Annotated in this window: 11 protein-coding genes; 7 read left to right on the forward strand and 4 right to left on the reverse strand. The window is 71.1% G+C overall.

From position 1 onward, the window contains the following. Window positions 1-5: 5 nt before the first annotated feature. The 4 genes from DFR72_RS26595 to DFR72_RS26610 are packed head-to-tail and all read left to right on the forward strand — an operon-like array spanning window position 6 to window position 7029. Window positions 6-1481 (forward strand): hypothetical protein, encoded by a 1476-nt coding sequence (locus DFR72_RS26595; protein WP_090063176.1) that lies wholly within the window; start codon window positions 6-8, stop codon window positions 1479-1481. Beyond that, entirely contained in the window at window positions 1478-4327 is a 2850-nt protein-coding gene (locus DFR72_RS26600) for an ATP-binding protein (protein ID WP_090063178.1), read from the forward strand. The genes DFR72_RS26595 and DFR72_RS26600 overlap by 4 nt, the downstream gene beginning before the upstream one ends. A gap of 26 nt (window positions 4328-4353) precedes the next feature. Beyond that, window positions 4354-6714: a caspase family protein gene (locus DFR72_RS26605; protein ID WP_090063179.1), complete on the forward strand. Its 2361-nt coding sequence runs from the start codon at window positions 4354-4356 to the stop codon at window positions 6712-6714. A gap of 33 nt (window positions 6715-6747) precedes the next feature. Beyond that, complete coding sequence (locus DFR72_RS26610) at window positions 6748-7029, forward strand: hypothetical protein (protein WP_090063181.1); 282 nt, start codon at window positions 6748-6750, stop codon at window positions 7027-7029. 59 nt (window positions 7030-7088) lie between these two features. Here the strand turns inward: DFR72_RS26610 and DFR72_RS47770 are convergent, their stop codons facing one another. Further along, a complete protein-coding gene (locus tag DFR72_RS47770; protein WP_143086592.1) occupies window positions 7089-7499 on the reverse strand; it encodes a VldE C-terminal domain-containing protein in 411 nt (136 codons plus the stop codon). Here DFR72_RS47770 and DFR72_RS47775 point away from each other — a divergent pair. Further along, window positions 7483-7836 (forward strand): hypothetical protein, encoded by a 354-nt coding sequence (locus DFR72_RS47775; RefSeq protein WP_143086593.1) that lies wholly within the window; start codon window positions 7483-7485, stop codon window positions 7834-7836. The two genes, DFR72_RS47770 and DFR72_RS47775, sit on opposite strands and share 17 nt — an antisense overlap. Before the next feature lie 29 nt (window positions 7837-7865). On the opposite strand, the gene DFR72_RS26625 is transcribed toward DFR72_RS47775, so the two are convergent. Continuing rightward, on the reverse strand, window positions 7866-8798 hold the full coding sequence (locus DFR72_RS26625; RefSeq protein WP_090063184.1) for a helix-turn-helix transcriptional regulator: 933 nt from the start codon (window positions 8796-8798) through the stop codon (window positions 7866-7868). A gap of 101 nt (window positions 8799-8899) precedes the next feature. Between DFR72_RS26625 and DFR72_RS26630 the strand changes: the two genes are divergently transcribed. Then, window positions 8900-9799, forward strand: coding sequence for an MBL fold metallo-hydrolase (locus DFR72_RS26630; protein WP_090063186.1), 900 nt, complete (start codon window positions 8900-8902; stop codon window positions 9797-9799). 5 nt (window positions 9800-9804) lie between these two features. Further along, window positions 9805-11256, forward strand: coding sequence for a carboxylesterase/lipase family protein (locus DFR72_RS26635; protein WP_090063188.1), 1452 nt, complete (start codon window positions 9805-9807; stop codon window positions 11254-11256). A gap of 18 nt (window positions 11257-11274) precedes the next feature. On the opposite strand, the gene DFR72_RS26640 is transcribed toward DFR72_RS26635, so the two are convergent. Next, a complete protein-coding gene (locus DFR72_RS26640; RefSeq protein ID WP_090063610.1) occupies window positions 11275-11499 on the reverse strand; it encodes an Atu4866 domain-containing protein in 225 nt (74 codons plus the stop codon). Window positions 11500-11631: 132 nt separating this feature from the next. Next, complete coding sequence (locus DFR72_RS26645; protein WP_090063189.1) at window positions 11632-13860, reverse strand: molybdopterin-dependent oxidoreductase; 2229 nt, start codon at window positions 13858-13860, stop codon at window positions 11632-11634. Between the last annotated feature and the right edge of the window lie 11 nt (window positions 13861-13871).

Genomic DNA, 13871 nt, shown 5'->3' on the forward strand with positions numbered 1-13871 from the left:
AACGCATGTCCTCGATAGACCCCGTCATCGACGAACTGCGCGCCGAGCTCGCCGGGTTGACCGGCGCCGCGCGCATGGCCCCGCTGTGCCGTCTCGGTCAGGCGTTGTTGCAGCGCTTCAGCTTCAACGGCGTGCATGCACCGACGTCGATGGGTGACCTCAACGACTCCATCTCCGCACTCGGGGAGTCGCTCGACCTCCTGGAGGAGACCGACCCGTTGCGGGCGAGCACCGCCTTCCTGCTGGGCACCGGGCTGAGCTTCCGCAGTCAGCTCCTCACGGACGACGACAAGGACGACACAGCGGCGATCGACTGCTTCCGCGAGGCACTCGACAGGGGCACTCTGCCGCCGGTCCAGGTGCCGATCGCGCGGTTGTTCCTCGGCTCCCAGCACATGCGCAGGATCGCGAAGCCCGGACCCATGCAAAAGATCATGCACGACCGGATGCTCCGGGTCGCCGCACCGAACCCGCAGCCTGTCGCGGTCTCCGACATCGACGTCGCCACCGAGTGCTTCAAGACCGTGCTCGCCGACCGGTCGCTCAGTGCGGACATCCGGGAGATGGCCGAGCTGATGCTGGAGCTGACCGACGTCCTCGCGGTCCTGTACGGCGCGACCACCGCCGAGTTCAACCTCGCCAACCTCGGCACCTTCATCGCGAAGTTCCAGGGCCTCCAGGAGCGGTTCACCACCCGGGCCAGGCCCGGATACGGCGCCTTCCGGATCCCGGACGTCTTCACGGTCAGCCTCGACAGCTCCAGCAAGCTGCTCTCGACACCCGCGGGCGGACGACCGGTGGTGGTCGTGACCGAACCGGTGCCGGCCGACGACGAGGACGCGCCGCAGCCGGTCGAGGTCGAGCCCGAACCGGCCCCGGAAGTCCAGGCGGACGTGCGGAAGCTCCTGCGGGGAAGGCTTTCGCTGGCAACGGACGTGCCGGTCTGGGAAGCCGCCGCCGCGTTGTTGCTGCCAGGTGCGCCCGCCCTCGCCGTGCCCGTCGTCGACGACGCGGTGGCCATGGCGAGCACGATCGTGGACGAGCACCCGGAGGACATCGCGCCGGAAGACGCCGCCGTCGACCAGTTCCTGCTGGCCGTCGTGTTGCTGCTGCGCCACCGGCTCGATCCCGCCGGCGACGCGGACGTGCGGGCGTCGGCCGACACCCTGCTGCTGGCGGCTCGCACGGTGCCCGCCGACCACCCCTCAGCGCCGGTCATCGTGCGGTCGGTCGGGGCGTTCCTGGACGCCGGCGACCCGTTCGGCGGTGTGCTCGAGCGGATCGGGGCGGGCTTCGCAGGACGGCTGGACGTCGTACTCACCACGGTGACCGATCCCCGCGAGCAGGCGAACCTGCACGCGCTGCGGTGCGTGTGCCGCGCGGCCTGGGCGATCGCGGACGCCGCCAAGGCCGTCACGCGGCTCTCCCCGGACTACCCCTGGGCGGAGGCGCTGAGGGCCGCCGCGGGGCCTGCCAGATGACCAGGCTGATCGGCCGCGACCAGGAGGTCGCGCGGCTCACCCGGCTGCTCGAGGACGCCGTCACGGGCAAGCCGGTGGTCGTGATGGTCAACGGGGAGGCGGGCGTCGGCAAGTCCCGCCTGCTCGCCGAGTTCGCGGACTCCGCCCGTGCGACCGGCGCCGTCGTGCTGGCGGGCGGCTGCCTGGAGCTGCAGAGCGGCGCGGTCCCGTACGGCCCGCTGGTGCAGGCGCTGCGGGTGCTGGTGCGTCAGCACGGCGAGCAGGAGGCCCGTCGGCTGGCCGGACCGGTGTGGGACGAACTGGCCGCACTGATCGCCGGTGTCGCCGGTTCCTCGCCCGCGTCGGGGACCGGTCTGGGCGCGCAGCACCACGTCTTCCTAGCGGTGTCGCGCATGTTCGACCACATCGGCTCACTGGCGCCGCTCGTCGTGGTGTTCGAGGACGTGCACTGGGCCGACACGGCGACACTCGACCTCATCGCCTACCTCGCGCTCACCGTGTCCGACCAGAGGTTGATGCTGGTCTGCGGTTATCGCTCCGGTCTGCGGCTCGGTCACCCACTGCGCACCCGGCTCGCGCAACCCGACTTCACCCGGCACACGCACCGGATGCCGCTGGTGCCGTTCACCAGGGGCGAGCTGCGCGCGTTCGTCGCCGAGCTGACCGGCGGTGACGTCAGCCCGGAACGGGCCGATCGGTACTTCGAGCTGTCCGAGGGCAACCCGTACTTCACCGAGCAGCTGGTGGCGGCGGACGACCCGGCCAGGCCGGATCCGCACGTCCCGGAGTCGCTCACCGACCTGATGCACGCCCAGCTGGCCCAGCTGGGTCCGGACGCCGCGACCGTGGTGCGCGTGGCCGCGGTCGCCGGCCGTCAGGTCAGCGATGACCTGCTGGCGCAGGTCGCCGGCGTCACCGACTCCGCACTCGACTCGGCGCTCACCGAGTGCCTCGACCGGCAGGTGCTGGTCGACGTGCTCGGCGACTCCTACCGGTTCCGGCACGCCCTGCTACGTGAGACCGCGTACGGCACGGTGCGCCTCCGGGAACGCAAGAGGCTGCACGCCGCGCTCGCCGAGGTGCTGGCCGACGAGGTCGTCCGCGACCCGCACGTGCTGCCCGAACTCGCCTACCACTGGTCCGCGGCCGACCGGGTGCCCGAGGCGCTGCGAGCGGCGATCGGCGCCGGTGACCTCGCCGTCCGCGTGCGGGCGTTCCAGGACGCGGAAGTCCAGTACCGGCGCGCGCTCGACCTGTGGGCACGGCACCCGGAAGCGGCACCCGCCGCGGTGAACCGCGTGCAGGTGCTCAAGGTCGCCGCCGACGCCGCACGCTGGGCAGGCCACCTCACGCAGGCGGTCGAGTGGGCGGAGGAGGCGGTCGCCGCGGCCTCGTCCGAGAGCCCGCAACTGCTCGGCGAGTTGCACGAACGCCTGGGCAGCTACCGGTGGGAAGCGGGGTTCGACGCGGAGAGCCTGTGGTCCTACCGCCTCGCGCACGAACTGCTGCGGGACGAACCGCCCAGCGCGCTGGGGTCGCGGGTGCGTTCGGCACTCGCGACGGTGGAGGCCAAGAGCGGCAGGTACACCGAGGCGCTCGCCATGGCCCGCGAGGCGGAGCGGGAGGCGGAACAGGCGAACGCCCGCGCCGAGGTCGGCAGAGCCCGCAACAGCGCGGGGCTCGCGCTCACCCTGCTCGGCGACCACACGACGGGAATCGCCACCCTGCGCGACGCACACCGCATCGCCGAGGAGACCGACCACCTCGAGGACCTGTTGCGCGCCGCGGGGAACCTGGGCGTCTGTCTGGAAAGGGCGGGGCAGGACGCCGAGGCGGTCGAGGTGTTCCGGCAGGCGCTGGAACGCAGCAGGCAGCTCGGACTGATGGGCTCGCGTCAGGCGGGTCTGCTCGCCAACAACGCCTGCGCGATGTTGTTCCTGACCGGCGGCTGGGAGGAGGCGAGCCGGCTGATCGCCGAGGTGCTGCGGTACTTCCCCAAGCGCGAGACGACCTTCCAGCGCTTGACCAAGGCAGAGATGGACCTCGCCACCGGCAGGTTCGCCGAGGCGGAACGGCTGCTGGAGAGCGTGCGGAACCATCCGAGCGCACAACCGAAGTTCCTCAGCCCTCTCTACCGATGCCTCGCGGAGCTCGCCGTGAGCCGGGAAGAGCCGGACGCCGCGCTGGCGACCGTGCGGCACGGCATCGAGGCCATCGCCGGTACCGAGGAACACCTGCTGAGGCTTCAACTCTGCGCGTTCGGTCTCAAGGTCGCCGCAGACCACTCGCTCGACGCCGGCGACCTGCTCGGGCACGCGAGTCCGCCGGACGGTGACACGGAGTCGGCGGTGCTGGCCGCCGTGTGCGCGGCCGAGGCCGACCGGGCCGGCAATGCCGACACCGCAACGGCTTGGCACTCGATCACCGAAGCGTGGCGACAACTGGACCGGCCGTACCCGATGGCGTACTCGCTGGCGAGGCTGGCCGGCGCGGCGGCACGAGAGGGTGACCGCGAACTCGCCGCACGGGCGGCCGCCGAGGCTGCCGAGGTCGCTGGGCGACTCGGTGCGAAGCCGCTCGCCGGCACGATCACGTCGATCCAGCGCGCTCACCACCTGCTGCCCAGGGAGACCCGGTCTACCCGCAACCCGTTCGGGCTCACCGCCCGCGAGCTCGAGATCGTACGCGAGCTCGACGCCGGCCTGACCAACCGGCAGCTCGGCACCCAACTGCACGTCACCAAGGCGACCGTCGGCCGCCATCTGTCCAATGTGTACCAAAAGCTGGGCGTCACCAACAAGACGGCGGCGCTGCGCAAAGCCCGCGACGCCGGGCTTCTCGACTGACCCGCTCTTCTTCCGGGAGGAAACCCATGGCCCGCAAAGCACTGCTCATCGGTTCACAGGTGGGCCTGAACGGCGTCGATAACGACCTCAAGGCCATGACGGCCGCGTTGGAACGGTGGGACTTCACCTCCACCCGGTGCGAGGGTGAGAACGCGAGCAGAGCCGGAATCCTCGACGAGTACGAGAGGTTCATCGGCAACGCCCGCGAGGACGACGCCCTCGTCGTCTACTACAGCGGGCACGGCGGCTACGCGCACGACCCCGACCTCGGCCACGGCACCCCCGGCCCCGGCACCCTCCAGTTCATCGTCCCCACCGACTTCGAGGAGACGACCGAGGACGACTTCCGCGGCATCACCGCACCGGAGCTGTCGGTGCTGCTCGCCAGGCTGACCGAACGCACGGAGAACGTCACGGTGGTCCTGGACTGCTGCCACTCCGGCCACATGTCCCGCGCGCCGGGCCTGGTCCGCACCTACCCTCGTCCCGTGCCGGCCAGCGTGATCAGCTCGCACGTCGAGACCCTGCGCCGGGAAGGGCTGGCGCTCGACCTCTGGAACCCGCCGGGCAACCCCCACGCCGTGCGCATCGTCGCGTGCGCACCGGAGGAACGAGCCTGTGAGGGCGAGAACGCCGACGGCGTGCCGATGGGGTATCTGACGGACGCGTTGACCCGCACGCTCGGCGAACTGCACGACAGCGGCCTGACCGCCTCGTGGGCCACGCTCGTCGACCGGCTGCGCCACCGCGTCAACCAGGTCTGGGCGGGGCAACGCCCGGAGATCGAGGGGCCCGCCCGCCGGATCATGTTCGACACCCGTGAGATCGACCCGCTGGGGGCGCTCCCGGTCACGGAGATCCGCGGCGGAGTCCGCATCGCCGGAGCGGCTTTGCTCGGCGCCCGCCCCGGCGACAGGTTCGTGATCATGCCGGACGACTCGCCGGAGCCGGACGAGGAGCGCAAGGTCGGCGACGTGCTGGCCGACCGGGTGGACGCCCAGGCGGCCTACGGTGTGCTCGGCGTCCCCGTCCCGCTCGGCGCGCGCGCCCACTTGGTCCACACCGCGTTGCCACCGCTGCTCGTGCACACCGACGACCCCGACCTCGTCACGTCGATCGACTCCGTCGCGGTGCTCGGCACGGCCGGCGGCGACCTCGCCCACGTCCGGCTGGAGGCGGGCGAGGAGGGGTACACGATCCACGACGCGGCCGGTCCGCTGCACGAGCCGCGGCCCAGCATCGCCGCCGTGGTGGCGGACCTGAGGCGCTTCGCCCGTGCCCGTGCGCTGAAAACACTCGTCGAACCGGTCAACCTGGCCCTCGCGGAACCGGTCACGGTCCGCTTCGGGCGGGTGAGCGATGGCACCACCACACCGCTCCCCCGTTCGGGCGCGACCATCCACTCCGGACAGTCGATCAGCGTGGAGGTGCGCAACGACAGCGAGACCACGGCGGTGTACGTGTCATTGCTCGACGTCGGCGTGTCCGGACAGATCGCGTCGCTCTACCCGTCCAACCCGAGCGGCCTGCGCCTCGATCCCGGCGTCGGCTACGTGTTCGGCAGCGACGACTACACGCGAGCGCTGCCCGGCATGGAGGTCTCGTGGCCCGAGTCGGTGCCGGCCACCGCGCCTCGCGAGGAGACGATCGTGGTGCTCGTCAGCAGCGAGCCCACCGACACGAGAGTGCTCGAGCAACGCGGCATCGACAAGAGCAGGGAATGGAACATCTCCCGGCTGGAGCGCCACCTCTGCATGATCGGCGCCTCGGACGGCAGGGAGACCACGTCGGTGCGCGGCAGGCCGGTGACGTTCTCGGTGCACACCATCAACTTCGACCTCGACCCGAGACCCGCTCCGATCGGTGAGAACACGGTGTTCGAGGTGGACGACCGGCCGTCCGCCCCGACCTACTCGGACCACGAGGAGGTCACGTTGCGACTGTCGAACCTCGTAGTGCACCACAACCGCGCATCACGGGGACCGCGCATCCGGCTGGACGCGCTCGTGCTCACCGAGGACACCGCGGGGCAGCCGAGGCACTCCGTCCACACCGAACGCTTCAACGACATCGCCGATGGCGAACAGCTCTCGCTGCGCGACTCCGACGTGTTCCGCGGCGACGCGCACAGCCGCCTCGACGTGGCCATCTGGATCTCGCAGGAGACCAGCGACCGCCCCGACCTGGACGCCCTTCTGCCCCAAGGCGAACAGGTGTCCGTCGACATCGTCCAAGGCGTGCTCGACCAAGCACTGGACGGCGCCACCGCTGTCTACCGCAACTCCCTGACCGCATCAGCGGCAGCGCACCGGGCGCAGTCCTTCGACGTCCGCGCCAAGGACTTCTCCTTCCGCTGCACCGTCAGCGGTCCGTCAGAGAACAGGTAACAGCACCGTTCGTTCCTACCCGAGGAGACAGAAATGACCGACGATTCGAAGCGGCGCGTCACCATCGACGGCATGTCGTGGCAGTTCCCGCCCGCTGACGCCGCCAAGGTGATCGCCGAGATCGAGGGCGCCATGACGAACGGCACCGTCGCCAGGCTCTCCCTGTTCGACGACGACGGCGCCGCCACCGTGTTCTTCAACGGCAGGCTGGTCTCGAGCGTCGTCGTCGACAACGGCAACGGCCCGCGTCCCACCGAGATCTCCGGCCGCGCGGGCGGCGGCCAGCCCCGTGAGACCACCGATCTGCCGCACTGAGGTCGTGGGCCGCGCCGTACGCGACGCGGCCCACAAGTCGCCTGCGCCGACTCGAAAGATCAGCAGGTGACCTTGACCGTCGCGGTCGCCTGGAACGACACGTGCACGTGGTCCATGTGGTTGGCCGTGGGGCTGCCACGGTCCTCCATCGGCGTGTAGCCGCTGCCGTCGTTGTAGCGCTGGCGCCAGATCACGTAGGTCACGCCGAACGCCTTGCGGTTGGCCAGCACGTAGTCGGCCAGGGCGTTGCCGGTGGCGGTGTCGACCATGAAGTCGAGCGCGAGACCGGTGGGGTGGTCGCCGGAGCCGCCGCGGCCGGCTGCGCCGCCGATGTCCTCGACGCCGAACTTGCCGGCGATGTGGTGGCCCACCTGCGCCACATGCGGCTTGGTGCCGTCCAGGGCGGTCGGGCAGGGCGGTGGCGGTGGGGGCGGAGGCGGCGCGGGAGGCAGCGTGGTGGTCGTGGTCACCGGGGGCGCCGTGGTGGTCGTCACCGGAGGCTCCGAGGACGGCGGCGCGGTGGTCGACGAGGTGAAAGACGGCTGGCTTGCGGAGATCGACGAGGCGGCCAGGTTGGCGGCCGCTCCCGCCGGGTCGATCGGCTGGTCGGAATCACGGACCACCCAGAAGGTCGCGGCCAGGCCCGCGGTGAGGGTGGCGGCAACTGCGATGGGCAGCTTCCGGCTGGCTGTCTGGGGCGTTCTATGTCGGCCCGACATTCGGGACACCTTGCGTTGGGGACAGGGCATGGTCACACAGCGCGCCACATTACGAAACGAGCACGAGAACATCACGGCCGAGTGTTGATGGTCACAACCCCGCCGGTGAGCGCGGTGTCACGGCAAGTGACGGCCCTGTGGATCCGGCGAGGTCACCGGTCCCGGCACCGCGAAGTCCATTGGGAACGGATCTTCGAACGGTCCCGTCGCCACGGCCTGCCCGAGCAACGTGAGCGCGGATTCCGCGGCCGATCCGGGTTGCGCCGTGACGATGGTCAGCGTCTGGTCCGGGGCGTGCGGGATGCGGAGCGTCTGCTGTTTCACCACGATCTCCCCCACGACGGGGTGGTGCATCTGGTGCGCGGTGCTGTCGCACGCGCGCACCCGGTGGTCGGCCCACATCGTCGCGAACTCGGGGCTGCGGGTCGCCAGCTCACCCACGAGGGCGCTCAGTTCCCGGTCTTCCGGGTACCTGCCGGCGGTGAGGCGGAGGTTGCCGACCACCGCACGGGCCTTGACCGCCCAGTTCTCGTAGAGGGCGCGGGTGTGCGCGTCGAGGAAGACCAGCTTGGTCATGTTGGGACGGTCGGCGGGGCGTCGAGGACTGGACTGGTCGAGGTGGCCCGCGAAGAAGGCGTGGCCCAGCGCGTTCCACGCCAGCACGTCGCCGCGCCTGCCCAGCAGGATCGCCGGTTGGGCCAGCGTGGCGAGGAGTTCGGCGGTGTCGGGCGACACGCGTTCGGGCGGTGGCTTCGGCGCGGTCCGGTGGCGTCGTGGCTGGGCCAGTTCGCGGAGGTGGGCGTGTTCCTCCGGGTTCAGTTGCAACGCCCTGGCGAGTGCGGCCACGACCTCCTGCGACGCGTGCAGCGCCTGGCCCTGTTCCAGCCGGATGTAGTAGGAGGCGCTGACGCCGGCCAGGCCGGCGACCTCCTCGCGACGCAGACCGGGGACGCGTCGCCGTTCGCCGTAGGTCGGGAGACCGACCTGGTCCGGTCGCAGGCGCGCCCGGCAGGCCTGGAGGTACTCGGCGAGCTGTCCCTGTCCGCTCATCCGGCCAGTATGCGGAAGCCGGATGCGGCGAGCCTGACCACGCCAGGGGTAGGCAAGAGCGGGTCTGGTTGCCCACGGCCGGAGTTCGCAGCATCGACGGCATGGACACGATCGAACTGGGTGACGTCTCCGTCACCCGTGTGTGGGAGTACCACGGCTCGGTGGAGATGACGCCCGAGGTCTTCTTCCCCGAGAGCTCGCGGCAGGTCTGGGAGGACACGGAGCCGGAGTTCCTCGACCCCGCCACCGGGAACGTGCGTGCCGCCATCCAGACGTGGCTGTTGCGCAGCGGGGGCAGGACGATCCTGGTCGACACCGGGGTCGGCAACCACAAGGAGCGTCCGTACGCCCCGGTGTGGAGCCATCTCTCCACTGACTTCCTCGGCAACCTCGCCCGTGCCGGCGTCCGCCCCGAGGACGTGGACGTCGTCGTCAACACCCACCTGCACGTCGACCACGTCGGCTGGAACACCCGCCTCGAGGACCGCGCCTGGGTGCCGACCTTCCCCAACGCCACCTACCTGATGCCGAAGGACGACTTCGACTTCTGGAACCCCGCCAACGAGAGGACCGCCGTGCTCGGCCGCGGCAACCAGAACGTCTTCGAGGACAGCGTCGCCCCCGTGCACCAGGCCGGTCTGGTGCGGTTGTGGGAGCACGGCCACCAGATCGACGCCCACCTGCGCCTGGAACCGGCACCCGGCCACACGCCGGGCTCCAGCGTGCTGACCCTCGCCTCCGGCACCGACCGCGCGGTGTTCGTCGGCGACCTGGTGCACGCCCCGGCACAGGTCCTCGAACCGGACGCCAACAGCTGCTTCTGCGAGGACCCCGCCGAGGCCCGCGCCACCCGCCGCAGGATCCTGGGCGAGGCCGCGGACACCCGCACCCTGGTGTTCCCGGCGCACTTCCCCGGTGGGGGCGCAGTGGAGGTCGCGCGCGACGCGGACACGTTCGTCATCAAGGACTGGGCCTCCTTCTCCCCCTACGAGCAGAGGTGAGGCCGATGGAGGTCGTCACCGCCCAGGGCGCCGTGCGCGGACTGAGCCGGGACGGGATCACCGCTTTCCTCGGCATCCCGTACGCCGCCGCGCCCACCGGTGCCGGCCGGTTCGCGGCACCCGCGGAGCACGAGCCGTGGCGGGACGTGCGCGACGCCACCGAGTTCGGGCCCACCGCACCGCAGGCGCCGCGGCTGCTCGGCACCATGGACCTGCGCGCCTACTTCGGTGAGGGCTGGCACCGCGGCGAGGACTACCTCACCGTCAACGTCTGGACTCCGGATGCCGCCGCCACCGGCCTGCCCGTCATGGTGTTCGTGCACGGCGGCGGCTTCGTCGCGGGCTCCGGACGCGCCGAGATGTACGACGGATCTGCGTTCGCCCGTGACGGCGTCGTGCTCGTCACCGTGAACTACCGCCTCGGTGTCGCCGGGTTCCTCGACGTACCCGGCGCACCGGCCAACCGCGGCCTGCTCGACGTGGTCGCGGCCCTGCGCTGGGTGCGGGAGAACGTCGCCGGGTTCGGCGGCGACCCCGGCACCGTCACCGTGTTCGGCCAGTCCGCCGGGGCGACCATCGTCGGCGGGCTGCTGGCCACACCCGAGGCCGCCGGGCTGTTCCAGCGCGCGATCGTCCAAAGCGGAAGCGGTCTGGGAGCCTTCTCGCCCGGGCAGGCGTCCCCCGTCACCCGTGCCGCCGCCGAACTCCTCGGCGTCGAGGCGAGCGCCGGCGCCTTCGCGGGGATCTCCGACGAGCGTCTCGTGGAGACGGCGTCCAAGCTCGCGGGCATCGACCTGCGGACCGCCACGCACACCGATCCGCTGGTGGGGCTGAGCCCGTTCAGCCTGGTCCTCGACGCACAACCGGCGGACGCCACCGTCGCCGAGGTCGATCTGCTCGTCGGCGCGAACACCGAGGAGGGCAACCTCTACCTGGTGCCGTTCGGCAAGTACGACAGCTCGACCAGCGCCGACGTGGACGCCGTCGCGGCCAAGGCGCACCCCGATCCCGTGCGGCTGGTCAAGACCTACCGCGAACAGCGGCCGACGGCCACCGACGGCGAGATCCGGTCCGCCGTCCTGGGGGACGCCCTGTTCGGCGCGGGCACCTGGGCGCTCACCGAGGCCTACGCTCGTCGCTCGCGGGCTTTCGCCTACGAGTTCGCGTGGCGGTCACCCGTGCTCGGTGCCACGCACACGGTCGAGCTCCCGTTCGTCTTCGCGCGGACCGGCCTTCCCTCACTGCACGGACCGAACAGGCTGCTCGGCGAGGACGAAGCGCCGTCGTCCCTCACCGCGCGGGTCCACGACAGCTGGGTCCGCTTCGCCCGCACCGGAGATCCCGGCTGGCCGCGCTACACCGAGGACCGGCGCACCACCATGCGGTTCGACCTCGACAGCGGCACGGTCGACGACCCGCGCGGCGCGGAACGGCAGGCGTGGGAGCGGCCTGGCTGAGCTCACGTCCTGGACCGTTCAGGACGCGGCGACCTCCCGGTGCAGGACCAGGTGCTCGTGGTGGAGCACCCCGTCCCGCACGTCACCGGTGGCGGTGAACCCGGTGTCGTCGACGTAGTCGAGGTGCGCACCGGTCACCGTGTAGCTGCCGGTGTACGCACTGGCGCGGCTGCCGCGGGCCTCGTCGTACCGGCCGTCGGCGCGCAGCTCCTGCCGGATGTGGCCGTCCGCGGTGACCCACATGCCCACCACGTCGACGTTCTCCCGGATCTTCTGCTCGTTCACCCGGTTCGTCACGCTCCTGATCCTGCGAGCCTGAGGCTCAGGCGACCAGGGCTCGTTCTTCCTGGGTGCGGCACACCCAGGAAGAACCCTTCACCCGAGCGGTTCGAGCCTGGCCGGCACGTGCTTGTGCCACGGCGTTCCGGCCCACTCGTCGCGGTCCTCCGCGGCGGTGAGCTCGTTGGGAGCGACGCCCGTGCGCTCCTTCACCGTGAGCCCGAGGCCGTTGGGGAGCGAGATGTGCCCGGAGCGCATGGTGTCCGTGGCCTCCACGGACACCTCCGCGCTGCCGCGCCGGGTCGTGAGCTTGACCCGGTCGCCCGTCGTGACGCCGAGCCTCGTCGCGTCGGTGACGCTCATGCGCAGGCGGCCGTCCGGGTCGCGCCGTCGCCAGCTGGGGTCGCGCATGATCGTGTTGGCGGTGAAGGCGCGTCGTTCTCCCGCGGACAGCACGAACGGCCAGTCCGGATCCTGTTGTGGGACAGGCCGGTCACCCAGCGCGGCCACCGCGGCGAGCAGCTCCGGCACCGCGAGGTTGATCCGCTCACCGCGCAGGCGCCGCCACGAGACGTCGTACTCGTCGTCGGTGATGTTCACGCCGTGCGCACCGTTGACGATCGCCTCGAAGAGCCGCTCCCCTGCTTCGAGCCCGGACCCGTAGCCCGCTTTCTCGACTCCGGCCGGGTTCTTGCGGGCGCACTCGTGCGCGGCCATCCACAGCACCGCGGCTGCCGAGGCGTCGTGCGGCAGCGTCGGGCCGAGCGTGCGGTACAGCAGAACGGACGCGAGCCGCCGTTTCACCGGATCCGCGAGAGCGGAGAGGAACGCCTGCGCGAACTCGGCTCGCCCAGCCTGCGCTGCCGCACGCAGTGGCGCGTAGTCGTTTTCGGTGAGCGCGCCGGAGGCCTCGACGAGACGGGCGTGGATCTCCGGCTCGGGCAGCACGCCCTGCGGTGCGGGCACCACGGGGTGTCGCAGGTGGAAGATGTTGCGCGGGAAGTCGAAGTTGAAGAACGTGGCCTCGAACTTCTCGAACTGCGTCGGCGCCGGCAGCACGTAGTCCGCCAGGCGTGCGGTCTCGGTCATCGCGATGTCGATGACGACCACGAGTTCCAGTGCGGCAAGCGCTTCCCGCATCCGGGCCGAGTCGGCCAGGGAGTGCGCGGGGTTCGCGCTCTCGACCAGCATCGCCCGGTAGCGGGCCGGGTGGTCGGTGAGAATTTCCTCCGCGATCACGTTGCACGGCACCAGACCGCTGATGATCCGTGCGCCCGCGACCGGGCTGCGCGGTCCCTCGTCGCCGGCGTGCCCCCGGTCGCGGCCGATCGGCACCAGGCTGGAGGGCACGTACTGGGCGCCCTGCTTGCCGAAGTTGCCGGTGAGCAGCCAGACCAGCTTCTCGACGTAGCTCACGAGCGTGGAGTCGCGGTTCATCTGGACCCCGAGGTCCTCGAACACGGCCACGGAGTCCGCGGCGGCGATCCGGGCGGCGACCGCCCGCACCAGCGCCTCCTCGACGTCGGCGACGGCGCAGTAGTCGCCGACGGGCACCTGCCGCAGGACGGCGGTGACGGCGTCGAGACCGTCCGCGTGCTCGGCGAGCCAGTCCGCGGCGATCAGGTCCTCCTGCACGAGCACGGCGGCCAGCGCCGTCAGCAGGTAGAGATCGGTGCCCGGCCTGACCTGGAGGTGGAAGTCGGCCAGCTCCGCCGTCTCGGTCCGCACGGGGTCGATCACGACCATCGACCGGGCCGGGTCCTTCGCGATCTCCTTGAGCACCGAGCGGGCGCGCGGGAAACCGTGTGACTGGTAAGGGTTCTTGCCGACGAACAGCGCGACCTCGCAGTGCTCGAAGTCCGCGCGGGTCATGTTGCCGAGCATGCGGGCACTGACCCAGAACTCGCCGGTCTTCTCCTGCGCGAGCGCGGACGAGCGGTAGCGGGCGCCGAACGCGGCCAGCGTCGCGGGCGAGTAGGCGCCACCGAGGTGGTTGCCCTGACCGCCGCCGCCGTAGTAGAAGATCGTCTCCCCGCCGAAGGTGTCGCGGACCTCCCCCAGGCGCGCCGCGATCTCGCTGATCGCGGTGTCCCAGTCGATCTCCTCGAAGGTGCCGTCGGACCGCCGGCGCAGCGGGTGCGTGATCCGTCCCGTGTCACCGTTCTGGTGCAGGTCGAGGCGCAGCGCCTTGTTGCAGGTGTAGCCGGCTGACGCGGGATGGAGCTTGTCGCCGCGGATCTTGTCGAACGACCGGCCGTCGTCACCGACGAGGACCTCGATCCCGCAGTTGCACTCGCAGAGGATGCAGGCACTGGGTTTCCACATGGGCCAAGGCT

The sequence above is a fragment of the Lentzea flaviverrucosa genome (assembly GCF_003350445.1).
GTDB classification, from domain to species: Bacteria; Actinomycetota; Actinomycetes; order Mycobacteriales; family Pseudonocardiaceae; genus Lentzea; species Lentzea californiensis.

Coding starts and splice junctions, on each gene's coding strand:
- DFR72_RS26635 (WP_090063188.1), top strand. CDS start 9,805: ATGGAGGTCGTCACCGCCCAGGGCGCCGTGCGCGGACTGAGCCGGGAC.
- DFR72_RS26630 (WP_090063186.1), top strand. CDS start 8,900: ATGGACACGATCGAACTGGGTGACGTCTCCGTCACCCGTGTGTGGGAG.
- DFR72_RS26640 (WP_090063610.1), bottom strand. CDS start 11,499: ATGTGGGTCACCGCGGACGGCCACATCCGGCAGGAGCTGCGCGCCGAC.
- DFR72_RS26645 (WP_090063189.1), bottom strand. CDS start 13,860: ATGTGGAAACCCAGTGCCTGCATCCTCTGCGAGTGCAACTGCGGGATC.
- DFR72_RS26625 (WP_090063184.1), bottom strand. CDS start 8,798: ATGAGCGGACAGGGACAGCTCGCCGAGTACCTCCAGGCCTGCCGGGCG.
- DFR72_RS26595 (WP_090063176.1), top strand. CDS start 6: ATGTCCTCGATAGACCCCGTCATCGACGAACTGCGCGCCGAGCTCGCC.
- DFR72_RS26605 (WP_090063179.1), top strand. CDS start 4,354: ATGGCCCGCAAAGCACTGCTCATCGGTTCACAGGTGGGCCTGAACGGC.
- DFR72_RS26610 (WP_090063181.1), top strand. CDS start 6,748: ATGACCGACGATTCGAAGCGGCGCGTCACCATCGACGGCATGTCGTGG.
- DFR72_RS26600 (WP_090063178.1), top strand. CDS start 1,478: ATGACCAGGCTGATCGGCCGCGACCAGGAGGTCGCGCGGCTCACCCGG.